This window comes from Stenotrophomonas sp. P5_A9 (genome assembly GCF_056400525.1).
Genome location: NZ_JBFULC010000007.1, coordinates 1 through 24454 on the forward strand (window position 1 = coordinate 1; position 24454 = coordinate 24454).

Sequence of the window (24454 nt, forward strand, 5' to 3'; positions counted from 1 at the left end):
GCATGCGTCGGTCGGAATTTTCGGACAATTCGCGCAGCACGCCTTCAAGATGCGTGGCCAGCGTTTCATCCTGCTTCAGCAACACGGCCGCGCCGCGCTCGACCAGATACTCCGCATTGCGGGTCTGGTGATCGTCGACCGCGGCGGCGAAGGGCACCAGCACGCTGCCGACACCGACCGCGCACAGCTCAGCCAGGGTCGAGGCGCCGGAACGGCACACCACCAGGTCGGCCCAGGCGAAGGCCTCGGCCATGTCGGCGATGAAGGCCTCCACGCGCGCCTCGACACCGGCATCGCGGTAAGCCGCCAGCGCTTCGGCATGCAGCTTCTCACCGCTCTGGTGACGCACCTCGATGGCGACGCGGCTGCCCAGTGCTGCCAGCGCCTGCGGCACCGCGTTGTTCAATGCGCGCGCGCCCTGGCTGCCGCCGAGCACCAGCAGGCGCAGCGGTCCCTGGCGGTTGGCCAGGCGCATGTCAGGCGGTGTGATCGCGGCGATCTCGGCACGCACCGGGTTGCCCACCGCTTCCTCGCGCTGGGCGAAGCTGCCCGGGAACCCGGTCAGCACGCGGCGCGCGAAGCGCGACAGGACGCGGTTGGTCAGGCCCGGCGCGCGGTTCTGCTCGTGTACCAGCAGCGGCAGACCATGCAGGCGCGCGGCCAGGCCGCCCGGGCCGGAGGCGAAGCCGCCGAAGGCGATCACCGCGCGCGGCTGGCGGTCGCGGATCAGGAAGCCGGCCGCGCGCACCGCACGCAGCAGGCGTGCCGGTGCGGCGAGCAGGGCCAGCTTGCCCTTGCCACGCAGGCCACTGATGGCCAGCGTATCGATGTGGATGTCGTGCGGCGGCACCAGGCGCGTTTCCATGCCGCCGTCGCTGCCCAGCCAGGTCACCGGAATGCCGCGCGCGCGCAGCACCCCGGCCACGGCCAGGCCGGGGAAGATGTGCCCACCGGTGCCGCCGGCCATGATCATCACCGGACGCGGGGAAGAAGTCGGGCGGGTGCTCATCCCATCCTCCCCAGGGTCGGTTCGATGCGCTGCTGCATGCGGCTGGTGCCCCGTGGCGAGCTGTCACGCGGGGTGCCGTCGCGCGGGGTACCTTCCTGCATGGCAGCCGCCACGGCCGACGCGCTCGGCGCCCTGCCCGGCTCGGCGGCGATCGGCTCCTCGCCTTCGGCCACGTGCATGCGCACGGCCTGGCGGCGCTCGGCGCGATCCAGTTCATAGGACACGCGCAGCAGCAGGCCCATCGCCACGCAGGTCATCAGCACGCTGGAACCGCCGGCGGAGATCAGCGGCAGGGTCAGGCCCTTGGTCGGCAGGATGCCGAGGTTGACCCCGATCGAGACGAAGCTCTGCATGCTCACCCACAGGCCGATGCCGAAGGCGATGTAGCCGGAGAAGTGCCGCTTCATTTCCACGCAGCGCATGCCGATCCAGAACGCGCGGCCGGCCAGCAGCGCGTACAGGCCCACGATCAGGCAGGTACCGAGGAAGCCCAGTTCTTCGGCGGTGACCGAGAAGATGAAGTCGGTGTGCGCTTCGGGCAGGTAGTAGAGCTTCTGCACCGAATTGCCCAGGCCCACGCCGGTCCATTCGCCGCGGCCCACGGCCATCAGCGCGTTCGACAGCTGGTAGCCGTCGCCCTGCTGGTCGGCCCACGGGTCCCAGAAGGAGGTGATGCGGCGCATGCGGTAGGGTTCGATGATCGCTAGCGCGCTCATCGCCACCAGGCCGAACACGATCGGCATCGACATGCGCGGCAGGTTCACCCCGCCCAGCACCAGCATGCCGGCGGTGATCGCCAGCAGCAGGGTCGACGAGCCGAAGTCCGGCTGCAGCAGCAACAGCACCACCAGCGCACCGGCCACGCCGAGCGGCTTGAGCATCGCCGGCCAGGTTGCGTTGACCTCGTCGCGGAAGCGCACCAGGTAGCTGGACAGCCACACGATGTAGAGCACTTTGACCGCTTCGACGGTCTGGAACTTGGAGAAGCCCAGGTTGATCCAGCGGCGGGCACCGTTGACGCTGCTGCCCAGGCCGGGGATGAACACCACCACCAGCAGCGCGAAGCAGCCCAGCAGCAGCACCTGGTTGTACTGCTCGATGGTCTTGAGCTCGGTGCGCATGGCGATGATGGCCAGCACGATGCCCACCGCCAGGAAGATCAAGTGGCGGTTGAGGTAGTAGAACGGACTGCTCATCAACGCGATCGAGCTGGACGCGACCATCACCACGCCCAGCCCGGTGAGCGTGATGATCGCGCCCAGCAGCCACTTGTCGAAGTGGCCTCCGATGGCTTCAAGGCGGGTTGCCTGGCGCGACAGATCATTCATCAGCGGACCTTCAACGTGGCCAGGCCGATCAGCACCAGCACCACCGAGATGATCCAGAAGCGCACGATCACGCGCGGCTCCGGCCAGCCCTTCAGCTCGAAGTGGTGGTGGATCGGGGCCATGCGGAACACGCGCTTGCCGGTGAGCTTGAACGAGGCCACCTGGATCATCACCGACAGGGTCTCGATGACGAACACGCCGCCCATGATCACCAGCACCAGTTCCTGGCGGGTGATCACCGCGATGGTGCCCAGCACCGCACCCAGCGCCAGCGCGCCGATATCGCCCATGAAGACCATGGCCGGATAGGTGTTGAACCACAGGAAGCCCAGGCCTGCCCCGGCAATCGCCGCGCAGATGATCACCAGTTCACCGGCACCGGGAATCTGCGGGATCTGCAGGTAGCTGGAGAACACCACGTTGCCCGAGGCGTAGGCGAACACGCCCAGCGCGCAGGCCACCAGCACGGTCGGCATGATCGCCAGGCCATCCAGGCCGTCGGTCAGGTTGACCGCGTTGGAGAAGCCGACGATCCAGAAGTAGGCGATGGCCACGAAGCTGATCCCGGCCAGCGGCAGCGCCACCGACTTGAACATCGGGATGTAGAAGGTCAACGCCGCCGGGACATCGGCGGTGTAGAACAGGAACAGCCCGGCGGCCAGGCCGAAGATCGACTGCAGCAGGTACTTCCAGCGCGACTTCAGGCCGTTCGGGTCGCGGCGCACGATCTTGATCCAGTCGTCGTACCAGCCGATGGCGCCGAAGCACAGCATCACCGCCAGCACCACCCACACGTAGCGGTTGCGCAGGTCGGCCCACAGCAGCACCGACAGGGTGATGGTCAGCAGGATCAGCGAACCGCCCATGGTCGGCGTGCCGGCCTTGGAGAAGTGGGTCTGCGGTCCGTCGGTGCGGATTGGCTGGCCGCCCTTGAACTGGGCCAGCTTGCGGATCATCGCCGGGCCCAGCCACAGCGACAGGAACAGCGCGGTCAGCGCAGCGAGGATGCCGCGCAGAGTCAGATAGCCGAACAGCCCGAACAGGCTCTCCAACTGCTGCAACCATCGGGCCAGTTCAAGCAACATTGGGGCTTTCCTCTCCTCGCGCCAGCAGCGCTTTTACAATTTTGTCCATGGCACTGCCGCGCGAACCCTTGACCAGGCAGCGCACGCCAGCGTGCAGTTCGTCGCCGAGCGCGGCGGCCAGCGTGTCGTGGTCGGCGAAGTGCCGCCCGCCCTCGCCGAACGCGGTCGATGCGGCCGCACTGAGCGTGCCCAGCGTGTACAGGCGCTTGAGCCCGGCATCGCGCGCGCGGCGCCCGGCCTGGGCGTGCAGCGCCTCGCCGTCCGGGCCCAGTTCGCGCATGTCGCCCAGCACCAGCCAGCCCTCGGCCTTGCCGCCGGCCAGCGCATCGATCGCCGCGGCCAGTGAGCCGGGATTGGCGTTGTAGCTGTCATCGATCAGCACCGCGCCATTGGGCAGCTGGTGCGCGATCTGGCGGCCGGGAACGGGTTCGGCGCGGGCCAGGCCCGCGGCGATCTGGTCCAGGCCGATACCGGCGGCCAGCGCCAGCGTGGCGGCGGCCAGTGCATTGCTGATGTTGTGCCGACCCGGCAAGGCCAGGGCGATCTCGACCTGCCCGTGCGGGCTGGTCAACAGGAACTGGCTGCCCGAAGCGCTCGGACGGATCGCCAGCGCCGACACATCGGCGCTGTGGTCCAGCCCGTAGCGCAGCACACGGCTGCGCGGCGGCTGGCCGACGATGTGCTGTTCGAACCAGATACCGAAGGCGTCGTCGGCATTGATCACCGCCACGCCATCGGCCGGCAGCGCGGCGTAGATCGCGCCCTTGGTGGTGGCCACGCCCTGCAGGCTGCCCATCCGCTCCAGGTGGGCCGGGGCGATGTTGTTCACCAGCGCGTAGTGCGGGCGCACGATCTCGGTGAGGTAGGCGATGTCGCCCGGCTTGCCGGCCCCCATCTCGTAGATGGCGAAGTCGGCATCTTCGGGCGCATCGAGCACCGCCAGCGGCAGCCCGATCTCGTTGTTGCGGTTGCCCGGATTGGCGTAGACGACCTTGTGCTGTTCGCGCGCGACCTGCGCCAGGATGGCCAGCAGCAGGCTCTTGACGCTGGTCTTGCCGTTGCTGCCGGTGATGGCGAACACGGCGGTGCGGCGGTCACGCTGCATGCCGTGGGCGATCCGGCCCAGCGCGTGTTCGCTGTCGGCGACCACGATCTGCGGCACGGGCAGGTCGAGCAGTCGCTCCACCAACATTGCCGAAGCACCGCGCGCGATCGCGTCGGCGGCGAAATCATGGCCGTCGAAACGTTCACCGCGCAGCGCCACGTACAGGCTGCCGGGGGCAAGCGTGCGGGTGTCATTGCTGATGGCGTCGATGGCGGTGTCATCGCCATGGATCTCGCCACCGGCCCAATGCGCGATCAGCGACAGCGGGGTGCGCTTCATGGGGCCACCTCCTGCATCCGCGACGCCAGCACGCGACCGGCGACCTCGGTGTCGTCGAAGGCATGCTTGACGCCGTGGACTTCCTGATAGGGCTCATGCCCCTTGCCGGCGATCAGCACGATGTCACCGGCGCCGGCCAGGCCGATCGCGGTGGCGATCGCGGCGGCGCGGTCGCGCTGCACGGTGGCGGCAGCGGGCGAACTCAGGCCGGCGACGATGTCGGCCACGATCACGTCGCCATCTTCACCACGCGGATTGTCGTCGGTGACGATCACCACGTCGGCGAGTTTCTCGGCGATGGCCGCCATCTGCGGACGCTTGCCGGTGTCGCGCTCACCGCCGCAGCCGAACACGCAGACCAGACGCCCGCTCAGGTGGTCGTGCAGGCTGCCGAGCGCCTGTTCCAGCGCGTCGGGAGTGTGTGCGTAATCGACCACCACGGTGGGCAGGCCGTGCTCGCCGCCCAGGCGGTTCATGCGCCCGGCGATCGGCTGCAGCTGCGAAAGCAGGTCGGCGATCGCGGCCGGGGCATGGTCGAGGGCGAACAACGTACCGGCCACGGCCAGCAGGTTGTCCACGTTGAAGCGGCCCAGCAGCGGCGACTGCACCGGATGGCGAGTGCCATCGACCACCAGGTCGAAGGCGATGCCACGGCCATCCAGCTTCAGCGAGTCCGCGCGCAGCGTGGCCTGCTGCGCGCCGCGCGAGCTCAGCCCGATCTGGCGCACGCCGGCCTCGACGGTCCGCAGCAGTTCGCTGCCGAAGCTGTCGTCCAGGTTGACCACCGCCGCCTTGAGGCCCTCGCGGTGGAACAGTCTGGCCTTGGCCGCGCCGTACTGGAGCATATCGCCGTGGTAATCCAGATGATCGCGGGTGAGGTTGGTGAACACCGCCACATCAAAGTGCACGGCGTCCACGCGGCCCTGGTCCAGCGCGTGCGAGCTGACTTCCATCGCCACCGCCTGTGCGCCGTCATCGCGCAGCTGCGCCAGCACCTGATGCATCTGCAATACCAGCGGGGTGGTGAAGCCGGTCGGCACGACGTGGCCATAAAGACCCACGCCCAACGTGCCGATACTTCCACTGCGGGTACCAAGCAGGTGCCAGGCCTGGGCCAGCAGTTGCACGGTGGAGGTCTTGCCGTTGGTGCCGGTCACCCCGACCATCGTCATCGCGCGCGACGGGCGGCCGTGGAACTGGTCGGCCATCGCGCCCATGCGGTTGCGCAGGCCCCGCACGGCGATCGCGTCGGCCGGGGCCGGCAGCTCGGTCGGGGCCGGCGGGTCGAACAGGATCGCACCGGCGCCATTGGCCCGCGCCTGGTCGACGAAGCCCAGCCCGTGCGCACCGAAGCCGGCGATCGCCACGAAGGCATTGCCCGGACGCACGTCGCGGCTGTCCAGCACCAGGCCGGTGATGGACGGATCGTGGCTGAGCGCCACATCGGGAAGCAGGTGCGAAAGCAACATCGTCTGGCTCATTGCGTGCCTCCCTGCGGCGGCGGCACCGTGGCGTGCGCGCTGGGCAGCGCGGCATCGAATTCGGCGGCGGCGTCCGGGGCGATCACCGTTTCCGGCGGCGGCATCGGCAGTACCGAGGCGGCGTGCCCCATCTTTCCGGACTGCTGGGCGGCCAGCCACGACTCGATATCGTCCGGCGGCACGTCCATCAGGCGCAGCGCGCCTTCCATCACGTTGTGGAACACCGGTGCGGACACCAGGCCGCCGTAATACTTGCCGGCCTGCGGATCGTTGATCACGATGACCGTGGCAAAGCGCGGGTTGGTGGCCGGCACCACACCGGCGAACAGCGCGTTGTAATGCCCGCGCTCGTACCCGCCGGGGCCGGCCTTGCGCGCGGTGCCGGTCTTGCCGGCCACGTGGTAGCCCAGCACCGCTGCCTGCTTGGCGCCGCCCTGGGTGACCACGGTTTCCATCATCGCCACGACCTGCTTGGCGATATTCTCGTCGATGATCTGCTTGCCTTCGTTGCGCTGGCCCTTGACGAAGGTCGGCGCGATCAGCTTGCCGCCGTTGCCCAGCGCCGAGTAGGCGGTCGCGATCTGCAGCGGCGTGACATTCAGGCCATAGCCGTAGGACATGGTGGTCTTGGACGAACCACTCCAGCGCGCCGGACGCGGCAGCACGCCGGCCGATTCACCCGGGAACCCGCTATGCGGGGACACGCCATACCCGAAGCTGTGGACGTGGTCGTAGAAGACCTGGTCCGGCATCTTTGCGGCGATCTTGGCCGCGCCGATGTTCGAGCTGCGGGTGATCACGCCGGTGACATTGAGCACGCCGTTGTTGCGCGGCACGTCCTTGATGGTGAAGCGGCCCACGGACATGTAGCCCGGGTTGGTGTCCACCGTGGTGTCCTTGGTGACCACGCCGGATTGCAGCGCCGAGGCGATGGTCAACGGCTTCATGGTCGAGCCGGGCTCGACCAGGTCGGTCACCGCGCGGTTGCGGCGGGTATCCGGGGCCGCACCGCCAACCGAATTGGGGTTGTAGGTGGGCAGGTTGACCATGGCCAGCACTTCGCCGGTGGCCACGTCCATGATCACCATCGAGCCGCCGGCCGCCTTGTTGGCGATCAGCGCGTTGCGCAGCTCCTTGAAGGCCAGGAACTGGATGCGGCGGTCGATGCTGAGGGTCAGGTCCTTGCCCGGCTCGGCGGGGCGCAGCAGGTCGCTTTCAACGGTGTCGCCCTTGCGGTTGCGGATCACCCGCTTGGCGCCGGCCTTGCCGCGCAGCCATTCGTCGAAGGCCAGCTCCAGCCCTTCCTGGCCGCGGTCGTCGATGTTGGTGAAGCCCAGCACGTGCGCCATCGCCTCACCCTGCGGGTAGAAGCGACGGAACTCACGCTGCGAGGCCACGCCCGGAATTTTCAGCGCGACCACCTTTTCCGCCTCGTCCGGATTGATTCGGCGACGCAGGTACATGAATTCCTTGTCCGACTTCTGCGCCAGCTTGGAGGTCAGCTCGTCCAGCGGCATGCCCAGCGCGGTGGCCAGCTCGGGGATACGGTCCTGCGAGCGCAGCAGTTCCTGCGGGTTGACCCAGATCGAAGCCACCGGCGTGGACACCGCCACCGGCTCGCCGTTGCGGTCGGTGATCATGCCGCGCGAGGTGTTGATCGGCAGCTCGCGCAGGTAGCGCGCTTCGCCCTGGCGCTGGTAGAACTCGCTGTTGATGATCTGCACATAGGCCGCGCGGCCGACCAGCGACACCGAGCACAGCCCAAGCGCCAGACCCACCCACTTCAGGCGCTGGCGCAGGTTGAAGCTGTTGCGTGCACGGTTGCGACCGGACTTGTTCATGGCCGTACCACCACCACGTCCGCCGCTTCGGGGAACTTCATGCCGAGCTTCTCGCGGGCGACGCGGTCGACCCGGGTGGACTCGGCCAGGGTCGCCTGCTCCAGCTGCAGGCGGCCGAATTCGATGTTGATCTCATCGCGCGCGCGCTCGACCTTGGACAACTCGATGAAGGTCTGGCGGTGGCGGTGGCGCATGAACACCACCCCGATCGCCGAGGCGATGGTGCAGGCCAGCAGCACGATGAGCAGCAGGCGACTCACCCGGCCACCTCGCGCTTTTCGGCCACGCGCAGCACCGCGCTGCGCGAGCGCGGGTTGACCGCCAGCTCGTCGTCCTCGGCCTTGATCGCGCCGCCGTGCAGATCCAGGGTCGGCACGAACGCGGCCAGCTCGGGCAGCCGGCGATTGCTCGGCGGGGCCTTGGCGTGACGGTTCATGAACTGCTTGACGATGCGGTCTTCCAGCGAATGGAAGCTGATCACCGCCAGCCGGCCACCGGGCTTGAGCCGCGCCATCGCCGCGTCCAGGCCGGCTTCGAGGTCGGCCAGTTCACGGTTGATGTGGATGCGGATGGCCTGGAAGCTGCGCGTGGCCGGGTGGATCTTGTCCTTGCCACGCGGCATCACCGAGGCGATCAGCTCCGCCAACTCGGCGGTGCGGGTGAAGGGCTGCTTGTCGCGGCGGGCCACGATGGCCTTGGCGATACGGCGGCCCTGGCGCTCTTCGCCGTAGGTCCACAGCACGTCCATCAGCTCGCGCTCTTCAACCTGGTTGAGCCACTGCGCGGCGCTTTCGCCGCTGTCCGGGTCCATGCGCATGTCCAGCGGGCCGTCCTTGCCGAAACTGAAACCGCGCTCGGCCACGTCAAGCTGCGGCGACGACACGCCGAGGTCGAACAGCACCCCGTCCAGGCCGTCGGCGGTGGCCTCCCAATGCAGCAGGTCGGCGAAGCTGCCACGGAAGATCGACACGCGCGGGTCCGGCGCGAAATCGCGCTCGGCAACCGCAATCGCTTCGGGATCCTTGTCCATGACCAGCAGCCGGCCTCCGGGACCGAGTTGCTCGAGCACGCCGCGGGCGTGACCGCCACGACCGAACGTGCCATCGAGATACGTACCGTTTTCGATCACCCTCAGGCCATCCAGGACCTGCGTGTACAGAACCGGCAGGTGCCCCGCCGGCGACTGCGACACCGGAAGGTGACCGGTCTGCGCTGCTCCGCGCATCCGGGCACCCCGGCTCACAACTTCAGGTCGAGCAACCCATCGCCCAGATCCCCGTCAGACAACGTCTGCTGGATCAACGCGCGATGTGCCTGCTCGCTCCACAATTCGAATTTGTCGCCCATGCCCAGCAGAACCGCCTTCTTTTCAATGCCAACGGCACCGCGGTGGCTGGCAGGAATACTGATGCGACCGTTGCCGTCCAGCTCCAGATGCGCGGCCGAGCCGACCAGCTTCTGTTGCAGCAGACGCACGACACGCTGTGTGTTGGGCTTGGACATGACGTCGTCGCGGACCCGCTCCCACTCCTGCTCGGCATACAGCCAGAGGCAGCCGGACTCGAAGGGGTTGTAGGTCAGGACCAGGCGGTTGTTGCTCACGCGCGCGACAAGGTCGCGATGCGCGGTGGGAACCGCCATGCGCCCTTTATCGTCAACCGTGATGGCCGTCTCGCCCTGAAACACGACGCGTGCACCTTTCCTTCGCCCGGATGAAACATTGAACCACGAAAAACCACAAAAAACCCGGTTTTGCCTCTGTTGCCCACCTTAGCAGTGCCGATTGGGTTGTCAACAACTTTGCAAGCGGGAAATCACCTTGGACATCAAGGGCTTGCAGCAATGTTTAGAGACTTGTTCAAAGCTTATCCACAAGTTGCTGTTTCGTCTCATCTTTTGAGATTGGGGCGAAGTTCAGGCGCGTGTAGAGGGTGTGAAACATAGGCGCGCATTCATCCCGAGCCCCGTCGCCATTGACCCGGTCTTGCGCAAACCCCGGCACAATGCCGGCCATGTGCCTTCTCGCCCTTGCCTGGAAAACACACCCGCGGTGGCAGCTGGTCATGGCCGGCAACCGCGACGAGTTCCACGCCCGCCCCACCGCCGCACTGGTGGCCTGGCCGGCGCCGGACACCGGCCTGCTGGCCGGACGTGACCTGCGTTCGGGCGGGACCTGGGCCGGGGTCGCGCCCGAGGGCCGGATGGCGGTGGTCACCAATGTCCGCGACCCGCTGGCGCGCCAGACCGGCCCGTCACGTGGTGCTCTGGTGGCCGACTACCTGCGTGCCGACGCGTCGGCTGCCACCTTCGCCGACGAGCTGGCCGCCCGCGCCACCACCTTCGCGCCGTTCAACCTGCTGCTGGCCGACCGCGGCAGTTGCCAGTTCCTGGGTAATCACCCGCTGGGCCGCCAGGCGCTGCCACCTGGCATCCACGGCATGTCCAACGGGCCGCTGGATGCGCCGTGGCCCAAGACCGAGCGTTTGAACGCCGCCCTGCGGGGCTGGATCGCCAGCGGCAGCGACGACCTGGGGCCCCTGTGGGCGGCGCTGGCCGATGAAACCCGGGCTGATGACAGCGCCCTGCCCAACACCGGCATCGGCCTGGAACGCGAGCGCTGGCTGAGCGCAGCGTTCATCCGCAGCCCGGAGTACGGCACCCGCGCCAGCACGCTGATCGCACTGGATGCCAATGGCGAGGGTTTCATCCACGAGCGCCGGTTTGGGCCGGACGGCAGTTGCATCGGTGAGACCCGGCTGGAGGCAAGGGCGCAGATCGGCGCACTTTGACGTTGCCAAGCCAATCTTCAGGGACCGGGCATTGCGGCACTTCAGCCACAAGCAAGGGTGTTCACGAAAGTTTAACGCCGCTGCGCCAGAAGGCATTCCCGGCCCCTCGGCCCAGATGGAGCTGGTTCTGCGCAGGTTGCCGGCCCGACGCCGCCTCCAGGGCGCCTTGACGCGACGCGCTGCGTGCCGAGGATGGCGGGGCGGCGCCGTTGCCGCGTCTCCACTCTGTACGGAGCTTCCATGCGACGACGCATCCTCCTTCTTCTGATCAGCCACCTGCTTGTGCTTGGCGTGGGCTTCGGCCTGGGCGTGTACTTCCTGCCGATCCTCACCGCACCGGACGATCCGCCGGCTCAGCAGGTACAGGCTGCGATGGAGCAGGCGCGCTACCACGCCAACCTCCACCGCGACCAGAAGGGCAGCGATGCGCTGCACTGGGCCGATGGCGCGCTGAGCGTGAGCGCCACCCAGGTGGCCTTCACCGGCAAGATCGCTCCGGGGCCCGACTACAAGGTCTATCTGACCCGCGAGTTCGTCGACACCAAGGCCGGCTTTGAACGGATCAAGGCCGATGCGGTGCGGATCGGCGAAGTGAAGACCTTCAACCGCTTCCTGGTCGAGGTGCCACCGGGCGTGGATGTCGAGGAATTCACCACTGTGGTGGTGTGGTGCGAGCGCTTCGCGCAGTTCATCTCGGCCGGGCAATACCGAACGCCGGGGTGATCGCCCGCCCTCCGCACGCCGGGATGTGGGACAATGCGCGCGGCGGAGTCGGCCAGACAGTCGCGTCATCCCTTGCGGATGCCGAGGAAAGTCCGGGCTCCACAGGGCAAGGTGCCAGGTAACGCCTGGGCGGCGCGAGCCGACGGAAAGTGCAACAGAAAGATACCGCCTACGTTTCCTTCGGGAAGCCGGTAAGGGTGAAATGGTGCGGTAAGAGCGCACCGCGAGTCTGGCAACAGACCGGCACGGCAAACCCCACCTGGAGCAAGACCAAATAGGGACCTAATGGCGTGGCCCGCGTCGGGTCCGGGTAGGTTGCTTGAGCGCTGCGGTGACGTAGCGCCTAGAGGAATGACTGTCCACGACAAAACCCGGCTTATCGGCCGGCTCCGCCCTTTCTTCGCGATGCCGCGAAGAAGCCCCACGGTTTGCGGTGCAAACCGTGGGCCCCGGGCGCCACCAGCGTCCAATTCCCCGCGGCTGTCGCCGCGCCCCCTTTACTAAAGGGGGCTGTGCCTCCAGACGGTTTGCGGGGGGSKTTATTCMAAWGCGGTGTTTGCTGCACGYCTGGTAGAGCCACCCCATGGGTGGCTGYTGTTCGTTCCGGCATCGTGCGTAGCCACCCRTGGGGTGGCTCTACCTCTTCGGCAYCGCGTGCAGCCACCCGTGGGGTGGCTCTGCCTGCGCCCAGCTCGCGATCAGCTGCCGTAGAGGGCTTTGCGTGGGGCGCCGGTGAGTTCGGCGGCGAGCTTGGCGGCGGTGGACGGCGGGAGGTGTTCGCTGAGCTTGGCGTACATGCGGCGGCCGGCGGCCAGCTGCGCTTGTTCGTCGTCGGCGGCGCCCTGCACCATCACCACGAACTCGCCCTTGCGCTGGTTGTCGTCGGCTTCCACCTGCTGCAGCAGCGAGGCCAGCGTGCCGTCGAGGACGGTCTCGAACAGCTTGGTCAGCTCGCGGGCCAGCACCGCCGGGCGCTGCGCGCCGAAGGCCGCGACCATGTCGGCCAGCGACTCGGTGATGCGGTGCGAGGATTCGTAGAACACCAGCGTGCGGGTTTCGCCAGTCAGGCCCTGCAGGCGTTCGCGGCGGCCCGAGCCCTTGGCCGGCAGGAAGCCTTCAAAGGTGAAGCGGTCGCTGGGCAGGCCGGCCACGCTCAATGCGGCAATCGCCGCGCAGGCACCCGGCACCGGGCTCACCCGGATGCCCGCCTCGCGGGCAGCGCGCACCAGCCGATAGCCCGGATCGCTGACCAGCGGGGTGCCGGCATCGCTCACCAGCGCCAGCGATTCACCGGCCAGCAGGCGCGCCACGATGCGCTGGGACAGCGCTTCCTCGTTGTGGTCGTGCAATGCCACCAGCGGCTGCTGGATGCCGAAATGGGCCAGCAACTGGCCGCTGCGGCGGGTGTCTTCGGCGCAGATCGCCGCCACCGAGCGCAGCACGTCCTGCGCCCGCGGCGTCAGGTCGGCCAGGTTGCCGATCGGGGTGGCAACGACATACAGCGTAGGGACAACACTCATCGCAACGGCACTCGTGGGTCAAGGGTAGAATCGTACCGTTCCCCGGCCACGGCCGCTGCCCCCATCGAATGGACCTGATCATGAACAAGCCCGTCGCACGGATCTCCGCCCTTTCGTTGTCGCTGATGCTGCTTGCCGGCTGCGCCACGACGAGCCTGACCAGTGCGCCCGAATCGCCGGCGCAGAGCCAGGCGTTGGCGCTGATCGACCAGGGCAAGCCGCGCGACGCCGCCGTGCAGCTGGAAGCACTGGCCAACACCTTGAAGGGCAGCGCCCGCGCTGCCGCGCTGGCCGATGCTGCCTTTGCCTGGCATGAGGCCGGCGACAGCGCACGCGCGCGCAGCCTGCTGGCCCAGATCACCCCGCGCCAGCTCAACGGCGCCAACCTGCAGCGCTACCACCTGACCACCGCCGAGCTGGCCCTGGCCGACAAGCAGCCGGCGCAGGCGCTGGCCTCGCTGAAGGAATCCTCCGATACGGTGGTGCCGCAGCTGCGCACGCGCTGGCAGCTGGCCCGCGCCGATGCGCTGCAGGGCACCGGCGACATCATCGGTGCCGCGCAGGAGCGCGCCCGCGCGCATGCCGCGTTGACCGGCAAGGCGCGCACCGACAACCAGCAGGCCATCGCCGGTCTGCTCGGCACGCTCGACGATGCCACCCTGCGTTCGCGCGCGGCGGCACTGCCGGCCAACGAGCCGCTGTACAACTTCGCCGGGCGCGCGTTGATCGCCCGCGGGCTGCCGCTGCCGCGTCCGTTTGATCGCGAGCAGGCGGTGCAGTTCGATACCAGCAAGCGTCCGCCGGCCATGAGCGATGGCTACCGCCCGCCGCTGAAGATGGCCGTGCTGCTGCCGCTCAGCGGTCGCCTGGCCACCGCCGCCCAGCCGGTGCGCGATGGCCTGCTCAGCGGTTATTACGCCGAAACCCGCCGTCGCCCGGACATCCAGTTCATCGATACCGCCGGCACCGCTGCCGGTGCGGTGGCGGCCTATGACAAAGCCGTCGGTGCCGGCGTGGACTTCGTGGTCGGTCCGCTCGGCCGCGACGAGGTCGATGCGGTGTTCGGCCGCGCCCAGCTGCCGGTGCCGGTGCTGGCGCTGAACCGTGGCAAGAGCAGCCCGCCGGCCGGTAGCGCCGGGTTCTCGCTGGCCCCGGAAGACGACGGCATCATCGCCGCCGAATTCCTGCGCGGCCGCGAGCGCAGCAAGGTGCTGGTGGTGCACAGCAACGACGACAACGGCCGCCGTGCCGCCGCCGCCTTCCGCGAACGCTTCGCCCAGCGCGGCGGCCAGGTGGTGGCCACGATCGGGGTCGGCGAAGCCGTGGGCGATATCAGCGCGCAGATCCGCGCGGCCGGCAGCGTCGATGGCGTGCTGCTGGCGGTGAAGGCGCCGCAGGCGCGCGCGCTGGCACCGCAGCTGGCCCTGGCCGGTGCCGGTGGCGCCACCCGCGTGGGCACCTCGCAGCTGACCGTCGGCGCGGGCAAGGCCGAGGAAGACATGGCACTGGACGGCATCGTCTATCCCAACGAGGCATGGAACGTGCGCGGCGTCGCCGGCCTGCCCTCGGCCAGCACGGCCGGTCAGATCCTGCCCAACGCGCGCGGCGCGGCTGGCCGCCTGTTCGCCTTCGGCTTCGATGCGTGGAAGATCAGCGCCTACCTGGACAAGATGGCCAACGAGGGCGGCCTGGCCGGCGCCACCGGCACGCTGTTCCTGGACAGCAACGGCAACGTGCTGCGCGTGCCGGCATGGTCGACCTTCAGCGGCGGCCGGCCGATGCCGATCGCCAACGCCAACTGATCTGCGGCCCGTGCCGACCGCGCGGGCACAGCGTGGGGCAGCGGTGGAAGCTGCGGCGCAGGCGTACCTGCGCACGCAGGGATTGAGCCCGATCACGCAGAACGCGCGCTATCGCGGCGGCGAGCTGGACCTGATCATGCGCGATGGCGACACCACTGTCTTCGTCGAAGTGCGCTACCGCGCCAGCGCCGGCTTTGGTGGCGGCGCGGCGTCGGTGGACCTGCGCAAGCGACGCAAGCTGGTGTTGGCCGCGCAGTTATTCCTCGGCGCGCACCCGGCGCTGGCGCAACGGCCGTGCCGGTTCGACGTGGTCGAGGCCAGCGGCGATCCACCGCAGCTGCGCTGGCTGCGCGATGCGTTCCGGCTGGAGGATTGTTGATGCCCAGCATCTTTACCCACGCCGCGATTCCCCTGGCGCTGTGGTGCGCCGCTGATCGCGGGCGCATTTCCAGGCCGTTGCTGGCTGCTGGCGTGGTCGCGGCGATACTTCCCGATACCGACGTGCTGGCCTTCGCCCTGCACATCCCCTACGCCGACAGCTTCGGTCATCGCGGAGCCAGTCACTCGATCGTGTTTGCCACCCTGCTGGCCGTGCTCGCCGCAGTGCTGCACCGGCCGCTGCGTGCGGGCACGGTGCAGGCCGCTGCGTTCGTGGGGATCAGCGCGTTGTCGCACCCGTTGCTGGATGCCTTCACCTCCGGTGGCCTCGGCGTTGCCCTGTGGTGGCCGTGGAGCGGCGAGCGCGTATTCGCACCTTGGCGACCGATCCGCGTCTCGCCCTTCGCCGGCCAGTTCTTCAGCGCGCGCGGACTGGCCACCGTTTTCTCTGAACTGCGTTGGGTGTGGTTGCCTCTGGCCGCCGCCGTCATCGGCTGGAAGCTGATCCAACGCGCCCCTGTCGATGCCCGGACCCCGTCATGACGACCGCCCTGCCCGCCGCCTTCCTTTCCACTGTGCATGCGCTTCTGGGCGAGGACGGCTGGCGCACCGATGAGGCCGCGCTCGCCGCGCACGCGCAGGACAATTCCTGGCGGCATCGGTTGCCGCTCGGCGTGGCCTTCCCGCGTGACCGCGAGCAGGTGGTGGCGCTGGTGCACGCCTGCCGCGAACATCGCATCGCCGTGGTCGCGCGCGGTGCCGGCACCGGCACCACCGGCGCAGCGGTGCCGGTCACGGGCAGCATCGTGCTGTCGTTCGCACGCATGGCGCGCATCCTCGATATCCAGCCGGGCAACCGCTGCGCGGTGGTCGAGCCRGGCGTGCTCAACGGCGACCTGCAGCACGCGCTGGCACCGCATGGCCTGTTCTGGGCGCCGGACCCGTCCAGCGCGGACATCTGCAGCATCGGCGGCAACCTGGCCTGCAATGCCGGCGGCCCGCGCGCGGTGAAGTACGGCACCAGCCGCGACAACGTGCTGGGTCTGGTCGCGGTGACCGGCGCCGGCGAGCTCATCCACTGCGGTGGCGCCTATACCAAGGACGCCACCGGCTACGACCTCACCCACCTGCTGGTCGGCAGCGAAGGCACCCTCGCGCTGATCGTGGAGGCCACGCTCAAACTGACCCCGCTACCGGTGGCGCAGGCCGGCCTGCGCGTGCTGTACCGCGATGCCGATGCGGCGGCCGCGGCCGTGTCGCGGCTGATGGGCCAGCCGGTGGTGCCGACCCGGCTGGAATTCATGGATGCCCGCAGCCTGGAGCTGCTGCGCCGCAATGGCGCCGAGGTGCCCGAAGCCGGCGCGATGCTGCTGGTCGAGGCCGACGGCGACCACGACACCCTCCCCTACCTGCTGCAGGCCCTGGCCACGGCCGCCGAAGGCGACGGCATGATCGCGCTGGATGTGGCGATGGAAGGCAGCGCGCGCGAGAAACTGTGGGCCGCGCGCAAGGCGTTGTCGCCTGCGCTGCGCAGCATCGCCCCGGGCAAGATCAATGAAGACGTGGTGGTGCCGGTGTCGCGCATCCCCGACCTGGTGGCCGGGGTGCAGGCGCTGGCGCGCGAGCATCAGCTGGTGATCGTCACCTTCGGCCATGCCGGCAACGGCAACCTGCACGTCAACATCCTCTACCACCCCGACGATGCCGACGAGAATGCGCGTGCGCACGCGGCGCTGCCGAAGATCTTCGCACTGACGCTGTCGCTCGGCGGCACGCTGTCCGGCGAGCACGGGATCGGCCTGGCCAAGCGCGATTTCATGGCCAAGGCGTTCAACCCGGCCACGCTGGCGGCAATGCGCGCGATCAAGCAGGCGCTGGACCCGGACGGAATCCTTAACCCGGGCAAGGTGCTGCCGCCTGTAGGGTGATCCTCGCGTGCGCGGCAACCGCCGACGCAACCTTTTCGTGCGGCTACCGTTGACGCGACCGTTTCGTGCGTCCACCGCCGACGCGACCGTTTCGTGCGTCCACCGTCGACGCAACCGTTTCGTGCGTCCACCGTCGACGCAACCGTTTCGTGCGTCCACCGTCGACGCAACCGTTTCGTGCGGCCACCGCCGACGCGACCGTTTCGTGCGGCAACCGCCGACGCAACCTTTTCGTGCGGCAACCGCCGACGCGACCGTTTCGTGCGGCCACCGCCGACGCAACCGTTTCGTGCGGCCATCGTCGACGCAACCGTTTCGTAGAGCCGACCGTTGGTCGGCTGCTCCTCGTCCAGTTGCAGACATCCCCCCATCGCATAGCAGCCGACCAACGGTCGGCTCTAACAGCGGCCGACCAAGGGTCGGCTCTAACAGCAGCCGACCAACGGTCGGCTCTACTGGAGGACGAAGTGCTCGTAGCCGTCCGCGTTGGGCAGGTCGTCGCCGTGCACGCCCTGGCCGGTGGTGATGCGGCCGATGCGGGTAAGGGGTAGCGCCAGCGCTTCGGCCAGCGCATGCAGCGCGTCGCGCTGGTCGGCGGCGGCGGTGAAGCACAGTTCGTAGTCATCGCCACCGCGCAACGCGCAATCGCGCGCGTCATCGCGACCTAGCGCGTTGCGCAGCGCCGAGGACATCGGCAGCGTGTCCACTTCCAGGCGCGCGGCCACCTCGCTGCGGGCCGCGATATGGCCGAGATCGGCGAGCAGGCCGTCGGAGATGTCCACCGCCGCATGCGCGTAGGCACGCAGGCGCTGGCCCAGCTTCACCCGCGGAACGGGGCACAGCAGACGCTGTCGCAGCGCTTCCAGGTCGGGATCATCGGACACCACCGCCACATCCAGCCGGCCCTGCTGCCACAACCGCAGCGCACCGGCGGCATCGCCCAGCGTGCCACTCACCCAGATGTCGTCGCCCACCCGGGCCGCATCGCGGCGCAGCGCGTGGCCGGCCGAGACCTGCCCCATCGCAGTGACCGACAGCGACAGCGGACCGCGCGTGGTATCGCCGCCGATCAGCACGATGTCGTGCTCGTCGGCCAGTGCGAAGAAGCCATCGGCGAAGGCGTCGATCCACTCAGGCTCGGTCGACGGCAGCGACATGGCCAGGGTGCACCACGCCGGACGCGCGCCCATCGAGGCCAGGTCGGACAGGTTCACCGCCAGCGTCTTCCAGCCGATCTCGAACGCCGGCGTTTCCGTCGGAAAATGCACGCCGCTGTTGAGCGTGTCGGCGGTGACCACCAGCTGTTCGCTGGCGCGCGGCTGCAGCAGGGCCGCGTCGTCCCCGATGCCCAGCACCACGTCGGCGCGCGCACGGGTGCGGGCACGGATGCGGTCGATCAACGCGAATTCGGCAAGGGACATAGGCAACTCCGGCAGCGGAACGTCCGCCGTGTGGGGCCCGACCGTGGTCGGATCCGGCAAGACCGTTGGGATGTAGCGCCGACCGTTGGTCGGCTGCCTTGAAACCGGACATCATGCCGGCTGCGACGGATCGCGCTTTGCGCGGCCAGCCGACCAACGGTCGGCTCTACCAAGCGGTTAGCCGACCAACGGTCGGCTCTACCAAGCGGTCAGCCGACCAACGGTCGGCTCTACCAACGATCACACGGCGGCGTGCGCGGGATCAGCCGCCGGCGAACAATCGGCTCAGTGGCCGCTTTCGACCTTGCGCCATTCCACGGCCGCACGATCCAGCACGCCGTTGACGTAGGTGTGACCGTGTTCGGAACCGAAACGCTTGGCCGATTCGATCGCCTCGTTGATCACCACGCGGTACGGCACGTCCAGACGGTAACGCATTTCGTAGGCGGCCACGCGAAGCGCGGCGCGTTCGATCGCATCCACTTCCTCGACGCCGCGGTCCAGGTACGGGGTCAGCGCCTCGTCCAGGTCCTTGCGGTGGTCGAGCACGCCGTGCACCAGCGCTTCGAAGTAGGCCAGGTCGGCGATTTCGCGGGCCTGTTCGTGGGCGAACTGGGCGATCACCGACTGCGCGTTGCCGCCGGAAATCTGCCAGGCATAGATCGCCTGCAGGGCACGACGGCGCGCGCGCGAGCGCAGCACCGGGTCGATGCCATCGCGGCGGACGGGCTTTCCGGAGGGCTTGCCCGGGTTTGACTTGTTCACGGCAACTGCTCCAGAAGATTGACCATTTCCAACGCCGTCAGTGCGGCTTCCTCACCTTTGTTGCCGTGGCTGCCACCGGCGCGTGCCTCGGCATCCTCGGCACGTTCGACCGCCAGCACGCCATTGAGCACCGGCACGCCGAAGTCCAGCTGGACCCGCATCAGGCCCTCGGCACAGCCATCGGCGACGTGCTCGTAGTGGCGGGTATCGCCCCGGATCACGCAGCCCAGGGCGATGATGGCGGCATGCTCATGGGCGGCGGCCAGGCGCGCGGCGACCAGCGGCAGTTCCCACGCGCCGGGCACCCGGATCACGTCGATGGCCGACTCGGCGATGCCATTGCCGGCCAGGCTCTGGCGCGCGCCAGCGACGAGCACGTCGGTGATGCGGGCATTCCAGCGGCTGGCGAGGATGGCGAAACGGGCCTTTTCCGGAGTACGGAGGTCGCCTTCGTAGTGGCTCATGTTCGGCGTGGGGTCCATTTAATAGGTGAATATTCTAGCGCATGGCCGCGTGTAGCCGGGTCGCCGCGCGTTACGGGACGGGTCGGGTGCAGCAGCCCCCTGAGTCAGGGGGCTGCCGCGACGCGGCGGGGGCCTGGATGGTGGTAAGAGGGGCCCGCGGTTTGCGAAGCACATCGTGGGGCGTCAGCGCGCATGCGATGACGTGTTCCCCACCGTCTCGACCACTTCCAGGCCATACCCGGCCAGCCCGATCTGCCGGCGCGGGGTGCCCAGCACCCGCAGCTTGCCCAGGCCCAGGTCGGACAGGATCTGCGCCCCGGCCCCGTTGCGGCGCCACTGGCTCACATCCTTGTCCTTGCCCGGCACCACCGGCACCGGCTGCTGGCGCAGGCGGGCCAGCAGGCTGTTGCTGTCGCGCGGCGCGGACAGCACCACCATCACGCCCCGCTCGGCGGCGGCGATCGCGCGCAGGGCATCGGTGGAGGCCACGCCGAAGTCGTCGCGGCGCCAGTGCAGCAGGTCGGCCAGCGGGTTCTCCACCTGGACCCGGACCAACGTCGGCTCGGCGTCGGGGGTGCCACGAACCAACGCGAAATGCAGGTCGTGGGCGATCCGGTCGCGGTAGGTGACCAGCGTGAACGGGCCGAACTCGGTCTCGATCTCACGCTCGTCCACGCGCTCGACGGTCTTCTCGGTGGCCAGGCGGTAGGCGATCAGGTCGGCGATCGAGCCGATCTTCAGGCCGTGCTCGCGCGCGAACACTTCCAGCTCCGGGCGACGCGCCATGCTGCCGTCGGGGTTGAGGATTTCCACCAGTACGCCGGCCGGTTCCAGGCCGGCCAGCATGGCCAGGTCGACGCCGGCTTCGGTATGGCCGGCGCGGGTCAGCACTCCGCCCGGCTGGGCGATCAGCGGGAAGATGTGGCCCGGCTGGTGCAGGTCGGCCGGCTTGGCGTCCGGCTTCACCGCAGTGCGGATGGTGTGCGCGCGGTCGTAGGCCGAGATGCCGGTGGTGACGCCCTCGGCGGCCTCGATGCTGACGGTGAAGTTGGTCTGGAACTGGGCCGTGTTGGCCTGGACCATCGGCGCCAGGCCCAGATCGGCGGCGCGCTCGCGGGTCAGCGGCAGGCACACCAGGCCACGGCCGTGGGTGACCATGAAGTTGATGTCCGACGGCTTGACCAGCTCGGCGGCCATGATCAGGTCGCCTTCGTTCTCGCGGTCTTCGTCATCGACGATGACGACCATGCGGCCCAGGCGGATGTCCTCGAGGATCTCGGGGATGGAGGCGAAGTTCATGCGTTGGCTCCCTGCTGCGGGCCTTGGGCGGGCACGGCGATGAGCCGTTCGACGTAGCGGGCGACCAGGTCGATTTCCAGGTTGACTGCGCTGCCCACGCCGGTGGCGGCGAAGGCGGTGTTGGCCACGGTGTGTGGAATGAGCGCGACCTCGAAGCCCTGGTCGTCGACCTCGTTCACGGTCAGGCTGACCCCGTCCACGCAGATCGAGCCCTTCTTGGCGATGTAGCGCAGCAGTGCCGCAGGCGCGGCGAAACGCCAGCGCTGGGCCCGGGCGTCGTCGTGGATGGACAGGACCCGGCCGAGGCCATCGACATGGCCGCTGACCAGATGCCCGCCCAGGCGGTCGGTCGGACGCATCGCACGTTCCAGGTTGATCACTGCGCCATCGGCAAGCTGACCCAGCGTGGTCAACCCGAGGGTTTCAGTGGAGGCATCGGCCTGGAAGCTCGTCGCGTCGAAAGCGATCACGGTCAGGCAGACGCCATTGATGGCGATGCTTTCGCCGAGCTGGACGCTGTCGAACGGCAGGTTGCCGACGTTGAAGGTGAAGCGGACGTCGCCGCCAAGGGTGTCACGCGCGGCCAGGCGGCCGACGCCTTCGATGATGCCGGTGAACATCAGCGGCCCCCCGGACGGAGGCAGGGGATGGAGGTGCAATCAGACATAACGTTTCCCGCAGAAAGTGAGCGAAAAACGCCGCAAGGCATATAGGCGCACGCCGCGCGCAAAGGCACGGCCGCACCGTCTTCTTTCATCCGGACTATACCGTCGGCTCCGGCATCGGACCGGATCTGCTGACCTTCCAGCGGAACTGGAAGCGCTCGCGGGCTCGTGCTTGCGCACCTACCGCCGGTGGGGAATCGCACCCCGCCCTGAAGACGTTTGTGTACCGGCGAACCGGCCGCGCCATTGTAGCAAGCCAAGCTGACTGCTCGCTTTTTGTGAAGATATGGTTAAAATGCGGCCGCGCGGCAGTGATCGCCGCCCTGCCGCCCACGAAGGGCTGGCTGAAATGGACCTCAACTTCACCCAAGGAACCTGCATGCGCAAGATTCTCCTGGCCGCCGCCCTGCTGGCCGCCGCCCCGCTTTCCGCTTCCGCCGCCGAGCGCGTGAGCTACACCTATGTCGAAGCCGGCTGGACCCAGCTGGACACCAACGACGACTACTTCGGCGATCCGAAGGTCGACGGTGGTTATATCCGCGGCTCGTTCGACATCGGCCCGCAGGTCAATGTATTCGGCGCCTGGTCGTACGTGTCCAAGAAGTACAACGGCAGCTACGCCGGTTATGACGCCAGCCTCAAGCTGGAGTTGAATCAGCCCGAGCTGGGCATCGGCTATCACATGCCGATGAGCGACCGCGTCGACTTCACCGCCGACATCGCCTGGATCCGCCAGAACGTGGAAGCCAAGCTGTCCGTGGACGGTTTCGACAGCGCCACCGACAAGGACCACACCAACGCCGGCCGCGCCACCGTGGGCGTGCGTGGCAAGCCGTCGGTGCGTACCGAAGCGTGGGCCAAGGCCGGTTACCTGGACGGCGGCAGCGACTTCAAGGGCACGTGGGTAGGCAACCTCGGTGGCCAGGTGAACTTCACCCAGACCTGGGGTCTGGTCGCTGAAGTGCAGGCCTACCGCGATGTCACCCAGGTGTCGGTGGGCGTGCGCGCGAGTTTCTGATCGGGCGGCGACGGTCTCCGCCGCGCCATGATCGAACGGGCCCCGAAAGGGGCCCGTTTTTTTTGGTTCTTCTCACACTGGAGGGGAGCGTCCTGTTCCATTGGACTTGGCAGATCGCGTCGCGCGATACGCGTGTGACCGTGTGGTCGTGTGGTCTTGGCACGGTGTGAATCCATGGGGGCTTCGTTCGGGCTGGTCGCGCGCGTGAGGGCCCCGTAGCGGCTGCGGTGCACAAGCGGGAGCCAGGCTTTTGTCGGTGGGTCGGGCGCTGGGGCCCCATGCCCTTGGAGGCGAAATAAAGGGGGAGGCCGCCCCGCGGCCGGAGGACATTCGCCGGAAAGGGCATGGGGCCCCAGCGCCCGACCCACCGACGGCGGCCGGCCCCCACCCAAACCGACCCACGCGCACCGATCACACCCGCAGCAGCAACCGCAGGTCCTCGCCCACCTGACGCTGATCCACCATGCGCAACCGGCGCTGCTGGTCCATCGCATGGATGCCCAGCCCGGACAGCAGCGGCAAGCCGTGCTCACCCAGCAGCGTGGGCGCCTGGTACAGCAGCACCTCATCGACCCAGCCACCGGCCAGCAACGCGCCGGCCAGGGTGGCACCGGTTTCGGTGTGCACTTCATTGATGCCACGCTCGGCGAGCAGGCGCAGTACTGCGCCCAGGTCCAGGCGGCCGTCGCGGCTGGGCACGCTGGCAAACTCGGCATCGGCGGCGTCCGGCGCGCTCACCGAGGCATCGTGCAGGTACAGCGTCGGCGCCCCGCCCTCGCGCACGCGGGCGCATTCCAGCGAGCGCAACCGCGTATCGAGCACCACGCGCAGCGGCGGCAGCACCTCGGTGTCGGCCAGCCGCACGGTCAGCATCGGGTCGTCGGCCAGAACCGTGTCGGCACCGGTGAGGATGGCGCCGGCACGCGCGCGCCAGTGCTGCACATCCTCGCGCGCGGCCGCGCCGGTGATCCACTTGGAACGGCCGTCAGCCATCGCGGTGCGCCCATCCAGGCTCGCGGCCAGCTTCACCCGAAGCCACGGCCGACCGCGCTCGATGCGCGACAGGAAGCCGCGATTGAGTTCGCGCGCCTGCGCGCCCATCAGCCCTTCAACCACCGCGATGCCGGCTTCGCGCAGCAGCACGAAGCCGCCGCCATCCACCTTCGGGAACGGATCGCGCATCGCCGCGACCACGCGGCTGACGCCGGCGTCGATCAACGCCAGCGCGCACGGCGGGGTGCGGCCATGGTGCGCGCAGGGTTCCAGGGTGACGTAGGCAGTGGCGCCGCGGGCGCGTTCGCCGGCCTGGCGCAGGGCGAAGACTTCCGCATGCGGCCCGCCGGTGCGCTGGTGCCAGCCTTCGCCCACCACGTCCTGGCCCTGTGCGATCACGCAGCCGACCATCGGATTGGGCCGTGCGGTGTAGGCGGCGCGTTCGGCCAGGCGCAGCGCGCGCGCCATGTGCAGGTGGTCGAGGGCGGAGAAGTCGGTCATGGCGGCAGTCATCGGCAGCAGGTGTTCAGCGCCGATGGTAGCCCAGCGATGCTGGCCGCG

Annotated in this window: 23 protein-coding genes, 1 other RNA gene and 1 riboswitch; of the genes, 8 read left to right on the forward strand and 16 right to left on the reverse strand. The window is 68.6% G+C overall.

The annotated features are described in order from the left end of the window. The 9 genes from murG to mraZ form a co-directional block, all read right to left on the reverse strand. Window positions 1-1009, reverse strand: a 1009-nt coding sequence (gene murG / locus AC1DR7_RS03555; RefSeq protein WP_478076402.1) for an undecaprenyldiphospho-muramoylpentapeptide beta-N-acetylglucosaminyltransferase, incomplete at its 3' end; no start/stop codon positions are given. After that, on the reverse strand, window positions 1006-2337 hold the full coding sequence (gene ftsW, locus AC1DR7_RS03560) for a putative lipid II flippase FtsW (RefSeq protein ID WP_457318348.1): 1332 nt from the start codon (window positions 2335-2337) through the stop codon (window positions 1006-1008). The genes ftsW and murG, both read right to left, overlap by 4 nt. Continuing rightward, window positions 2337-3422, reverse strand: a complete 1086-nt coding sequence (gene mraY, locus AC1DR7_RS03565) for a phospho-N-acetylmuramoyl-pentapeptide-transferase (protein WP_256774908.1) — start codon at window positions 3420-3422, stop codon at window positions 2337-2339. The genes ftsW and mraY overlap by 1 nt, the downstream gene beginning before the upstream one ends. Further along, window positions 3412-4806 carry a UDP-N-acetylmuramoyl-tripeptide--D-alanyl-D-alanine ligase gene (locus AC1DR7_RS03570; RefSeq protein WP_457318349.1) on the reverse strand — a complete coding sequence of 465 codons (1395 nt, stop codon included), beginning with the start codon at window positions 4804-4806 and terminating at the stop codon, window positions 3412-3414. Before AC1DR7_RS03570 ends, mraY begins: the two co-directional genes overlap by 11 nt. Continuing rightward, window positions 4803-6287 carry a UDP-N-acetylmuramoyl-L-alanyl-D-glutamate--2,6-diaminopimelate ligase gene (locus AC1DR7_RS03575; RefSeq protein WP_457318350.1) on the reverse strand — a complete coding sequence of 495 codons (1485 nt, stop codon included), beginning with the start codon at window positions 6285-6287 and terminating at the stop codon, window positions 4803-4805. Before AC1DR7_RS03575 ends, AC1DR7_RS03570 begins: the two co-directional genes overlap by 4 nt. After that, window positions 6284-8128: a peptidoglycan D,D-transpeptidase FtsI family protein gene (locus tag AC1DR7_RS03580; RefSeq protein WP_256774905.1), complete on the reverse strand. Its 1845-nt coding sequence runs from the start codon at window positions 8126-8128 to the stop codon at window positions 6284-6286. The genes AC1DR7_RS03575 and AC1DR7_RS03580 overlap by 4 nt, the downstream gene beginning before the upstream one ends. Next, window positions 8125-8388 carry a cell division protein FtsL gene (gene ftsL / locus AC1DR7_RS03585; protein ID WP_256774904.1) on the reverse strand — a complete coding sequence of 88 codons (264 nt, stop codon included), beginning with the start codon at window positions 8386-8388 and terminating at the stop codon, window positions 8125-8127. Before ftsL ends, AC1DR7_RS03580 begins: the two co-directional genes overlap by 4 nt. Further along, complete coding sequence (gene rsmH / locus AC1DR7_RS03590; protein ID WP_457318351.1) at window positions 8385-9353, reverse strand: 16S rRNA (cytosine(1402)-N(4))-methyltransferase RsmH; 969 nt, start codon at window positions 9351-9353, stop codon at window positions 8385-8387. The genes ftsL and rsmH overlap by 4 nt, the downstream gene beginning before the upstream one ends. A gap of 14 nt (window positions 9354-9367) precedes the next feature. Further along, window positions 9368-9814: a division/cell wall cluster transcriptional repressor MraZ gene (mraZ, locus tag AC1DR7_RS03595; protein ID WP_256774902.1), complete on the reverse strand. Its 447-nt coding sequence runs from the start codon at window positions 9812-9814 to the stop codon at window positions 9368-9370. A gap of 326 nt (window positions 9815-10140) precedes the next feature. Here mraZ and AC1DR7_RS03600 point away from each other — a divergent pair, with 326 nt between their 5' ends. The 3 genes from AC1DR7_RS03600 (at window position 10141) to rnpB (ending at window position 12035) form a co-directional block, all read left to right on the forward strand. Continuing rightward, complete coding sequence (locus AC1DR7_RS03600; RefSeq protein WP_457318352.1) at window positions 10141-10917, forward strand: NRDE family protein; 777 nt, start codon at window positions 10141-10143, stop codon at window positions 10915-10917. Between the two features lie 240 nt (window positions 10918-11157). Then, window positions 11158-11640 carry a DM13 domain-containing protein gene (locus AC1DR7_RS03605; protein WP_256774900.1) on the forward strand — a complete coding sequence of 161 codons (483 nt, stop codon included), beginning with the start codon at window positions 11158-11160 and terminating at the stop codon, window positions 11638-11640. 44 nt (window positions 11641-11684) lie between these two features. Next, window positions 11685-12035: RNase P RNA component class A (rnpB, locus tag AC1DR7_RS03610), an RNA gene on the forward strand. 303 nt (window positions 12036-12338) lie between these two features. Here the strand turns inward: rnpB and rsmI are convergent. Further along, window positions 12339-13160 carry a 16S rRNA (cytidine(1402)-2'-O)-methyltransferase gene (gene rsmI, locus AC1DR7_RS03615; protein ID WP_457318353.1) on the reverse strand — a complete coding sequence of 274 codons (822 nt, stop codon included), beginning with the start codon at window positions 13158-13160 and terminating at the stop codon, window positions 12339-12341. Window positions 13161-13240: 80 nt separating this feature from the next. On the opposite strand from rsmI, the gene AC1DR7_RS03620 reads away from it, so the two are divergent. The 4 genes from AC1DR7_RS03620 to AC1DR7_RS03635 are packed head-to-tail and all read left to right on the forward strand — an operon-like array spanning window position 13241 to window position 17268. Beyond that, window positions 13241-14962, forward strand: coding sequence for a penicillin-binding protein activator (locus AC1DR7_RS03620; RefSeq protein WP_478050973.1), 1722 nt, complete (start codon window positions 13241-13243; stop codon window positions 14960-14962). Between the two features lie 10 nt (window positions 14963-14972). Then, window positions 14973-15341 (forward strand): YraN family protein, encoded by a 369-nt coding sequence (locus tag AC1DR7_RS03625; RefSeq protein WP_256774897.1) that lies wholly within the window; start codon window positions 14973-14975, stop codon window positions 15339-15341. After that, the gene (locus AC1DR7_RS03630) at window positions 15341-15883 is read left to right on the forward strand and encodes a metal-dependent hydrolase (protein WP_256774896.1); all 543 of its coding nucleotides are present in this window, start codon (window positions 15341-15343) and stop codon (window positions 15881-15883) included. The genes AC1DR7_RS03625 and AC1DR7_RS03630 overlap by 1 nt, the downstream gene beginning before the upstream one ends. After that, complete coding sequence (locus AC1DR7_RS03635) at window positions 15880-17268, forward strand: FAD-binding oxidoreductase (protein WP_457319414.1); 1389 nt, start codon at window positions 15880-15882, stop codon at window positions 17266-17268. The genes AC1DR7_RS03630 and AC1DR7_RS03635 overlap by 4 nt, the downstream gene beginning before the upstream one ends. A gap of 452 nt (window positions 17269-17720) precedes the next feature. Here AC1DR7_RS03635 and thiL read toward each other — a convergent pair whose 3' ends face one another. From thiL to AC1DR7_RS03660, 5 genes are all read right to left on the reverse strand, one after another. Further along, the gene (gene thiL, locus AC1DR7_RS03640; protein WP_457319413.1) at window positions 17721-18689 is read right to left on the reverse strand and encodes a thiamine-phosphate kinase; all 969 of its coding nucleotides are present in this window, start codon (window positions 18687-18689) and stop codon (window positions 17721-17723) included. A gap of 285 nt (window positions 18690-18974) precedes the next feature. Continuing rightward, on the reverse strand, window positions 18975-19454 hold the full coding sequence (gene nusB / locus AC1DR7_RS03645; protein WP_457319412.1) for a transcription antitermination factor NusB: 480 nt from the start codon (window positions 19452-19454) through the stop codon (window positions 18975-18977). Beyond that, window positions 19451-19918, reverse strand: a complete 468-nt coding sequence (gene ribH, locus AC1DR7_RS03650; protein ID WP_256774892.1) for a 6,7-dimethyl-8-ribityllumazine synthase — start codon at window positions 19916-19918, stop codon at window positions 19451-19453. Before ribH ends, nusB begins: the two co-directional genes overlap by 4 nt. A gap of 183 nt (window positions 19919-20101) precedes the next feature. After that, window positions 20102-21217, reverse strand: a complete 1116-nt coding sequence (gene ribB, locus AC1DR7_RS03655) for a 3,4-dihydroxy-2-butanone-4-phosphate synthase (protein WP_457319411.1) — start codon at window positions 21215-21217, stop codon at window positions 20102-20104. Next, window positions 21214-21837 carry a riboflavin synthase gene (locus AC1DR7_RS03660; protein ID WP_256774890.1) on the reverse strand — a complete coding sequence of 208 codons (624 nt, stop codon included), beginning with the start codon at window positions 21835-21837 and terminating at the stop codon, window positions 21214-21216. The genes ribB and AC1DR7_RS03660 overlap by 4 nt, the downstream gene beginning before the upstream one ends. Window positions 21838-21958: 121 nt before the next feature. After that, window positions 21959-22103: riboswitch (FMN riboswitch) on the reverse strand. A 158-nt stretch (window positions 22104-22261) separates the two neighbouring features. On the opposite strand from AC1DR7_RS03660, the gene AC1DR7_RS03665 reads away from it, so the two are divergent. Continuing rightward, complete coding sequence (locus AC1DR7_RS03665; RefSeq protein ID WP_256774889.1) at window positions 22262-22900, forward strand: outer membrane beta-barrel protein; 639 nt, start codon at window positions 22262-22264, stop codon at window positions 22898-22900. 411 nt (window positions 22901-23311) lie between these two features. On the opposite strand, the gene ribD is transcribed toward AC1DR7_RS03665, so the two are convergent. Then, window positions 23312-24394: a bifunctional diaminohydroxyphosphoribosylaminopyrimidine deaminase/5-amino-6-(5-phosphoribosylamino)uracil reductase RibD gene (gene ribD / locus AC1DR7_RS03670; protein ID WP_457319377.1), complete on the reverse strand. Its 1083-nt coding sequence runs from the start codon at window positions 24392-24394 to the stop codon at window positions 23312-23314. Between the last annotated feature and the right edge of the window lie 60 nt (window positions 24395-24454).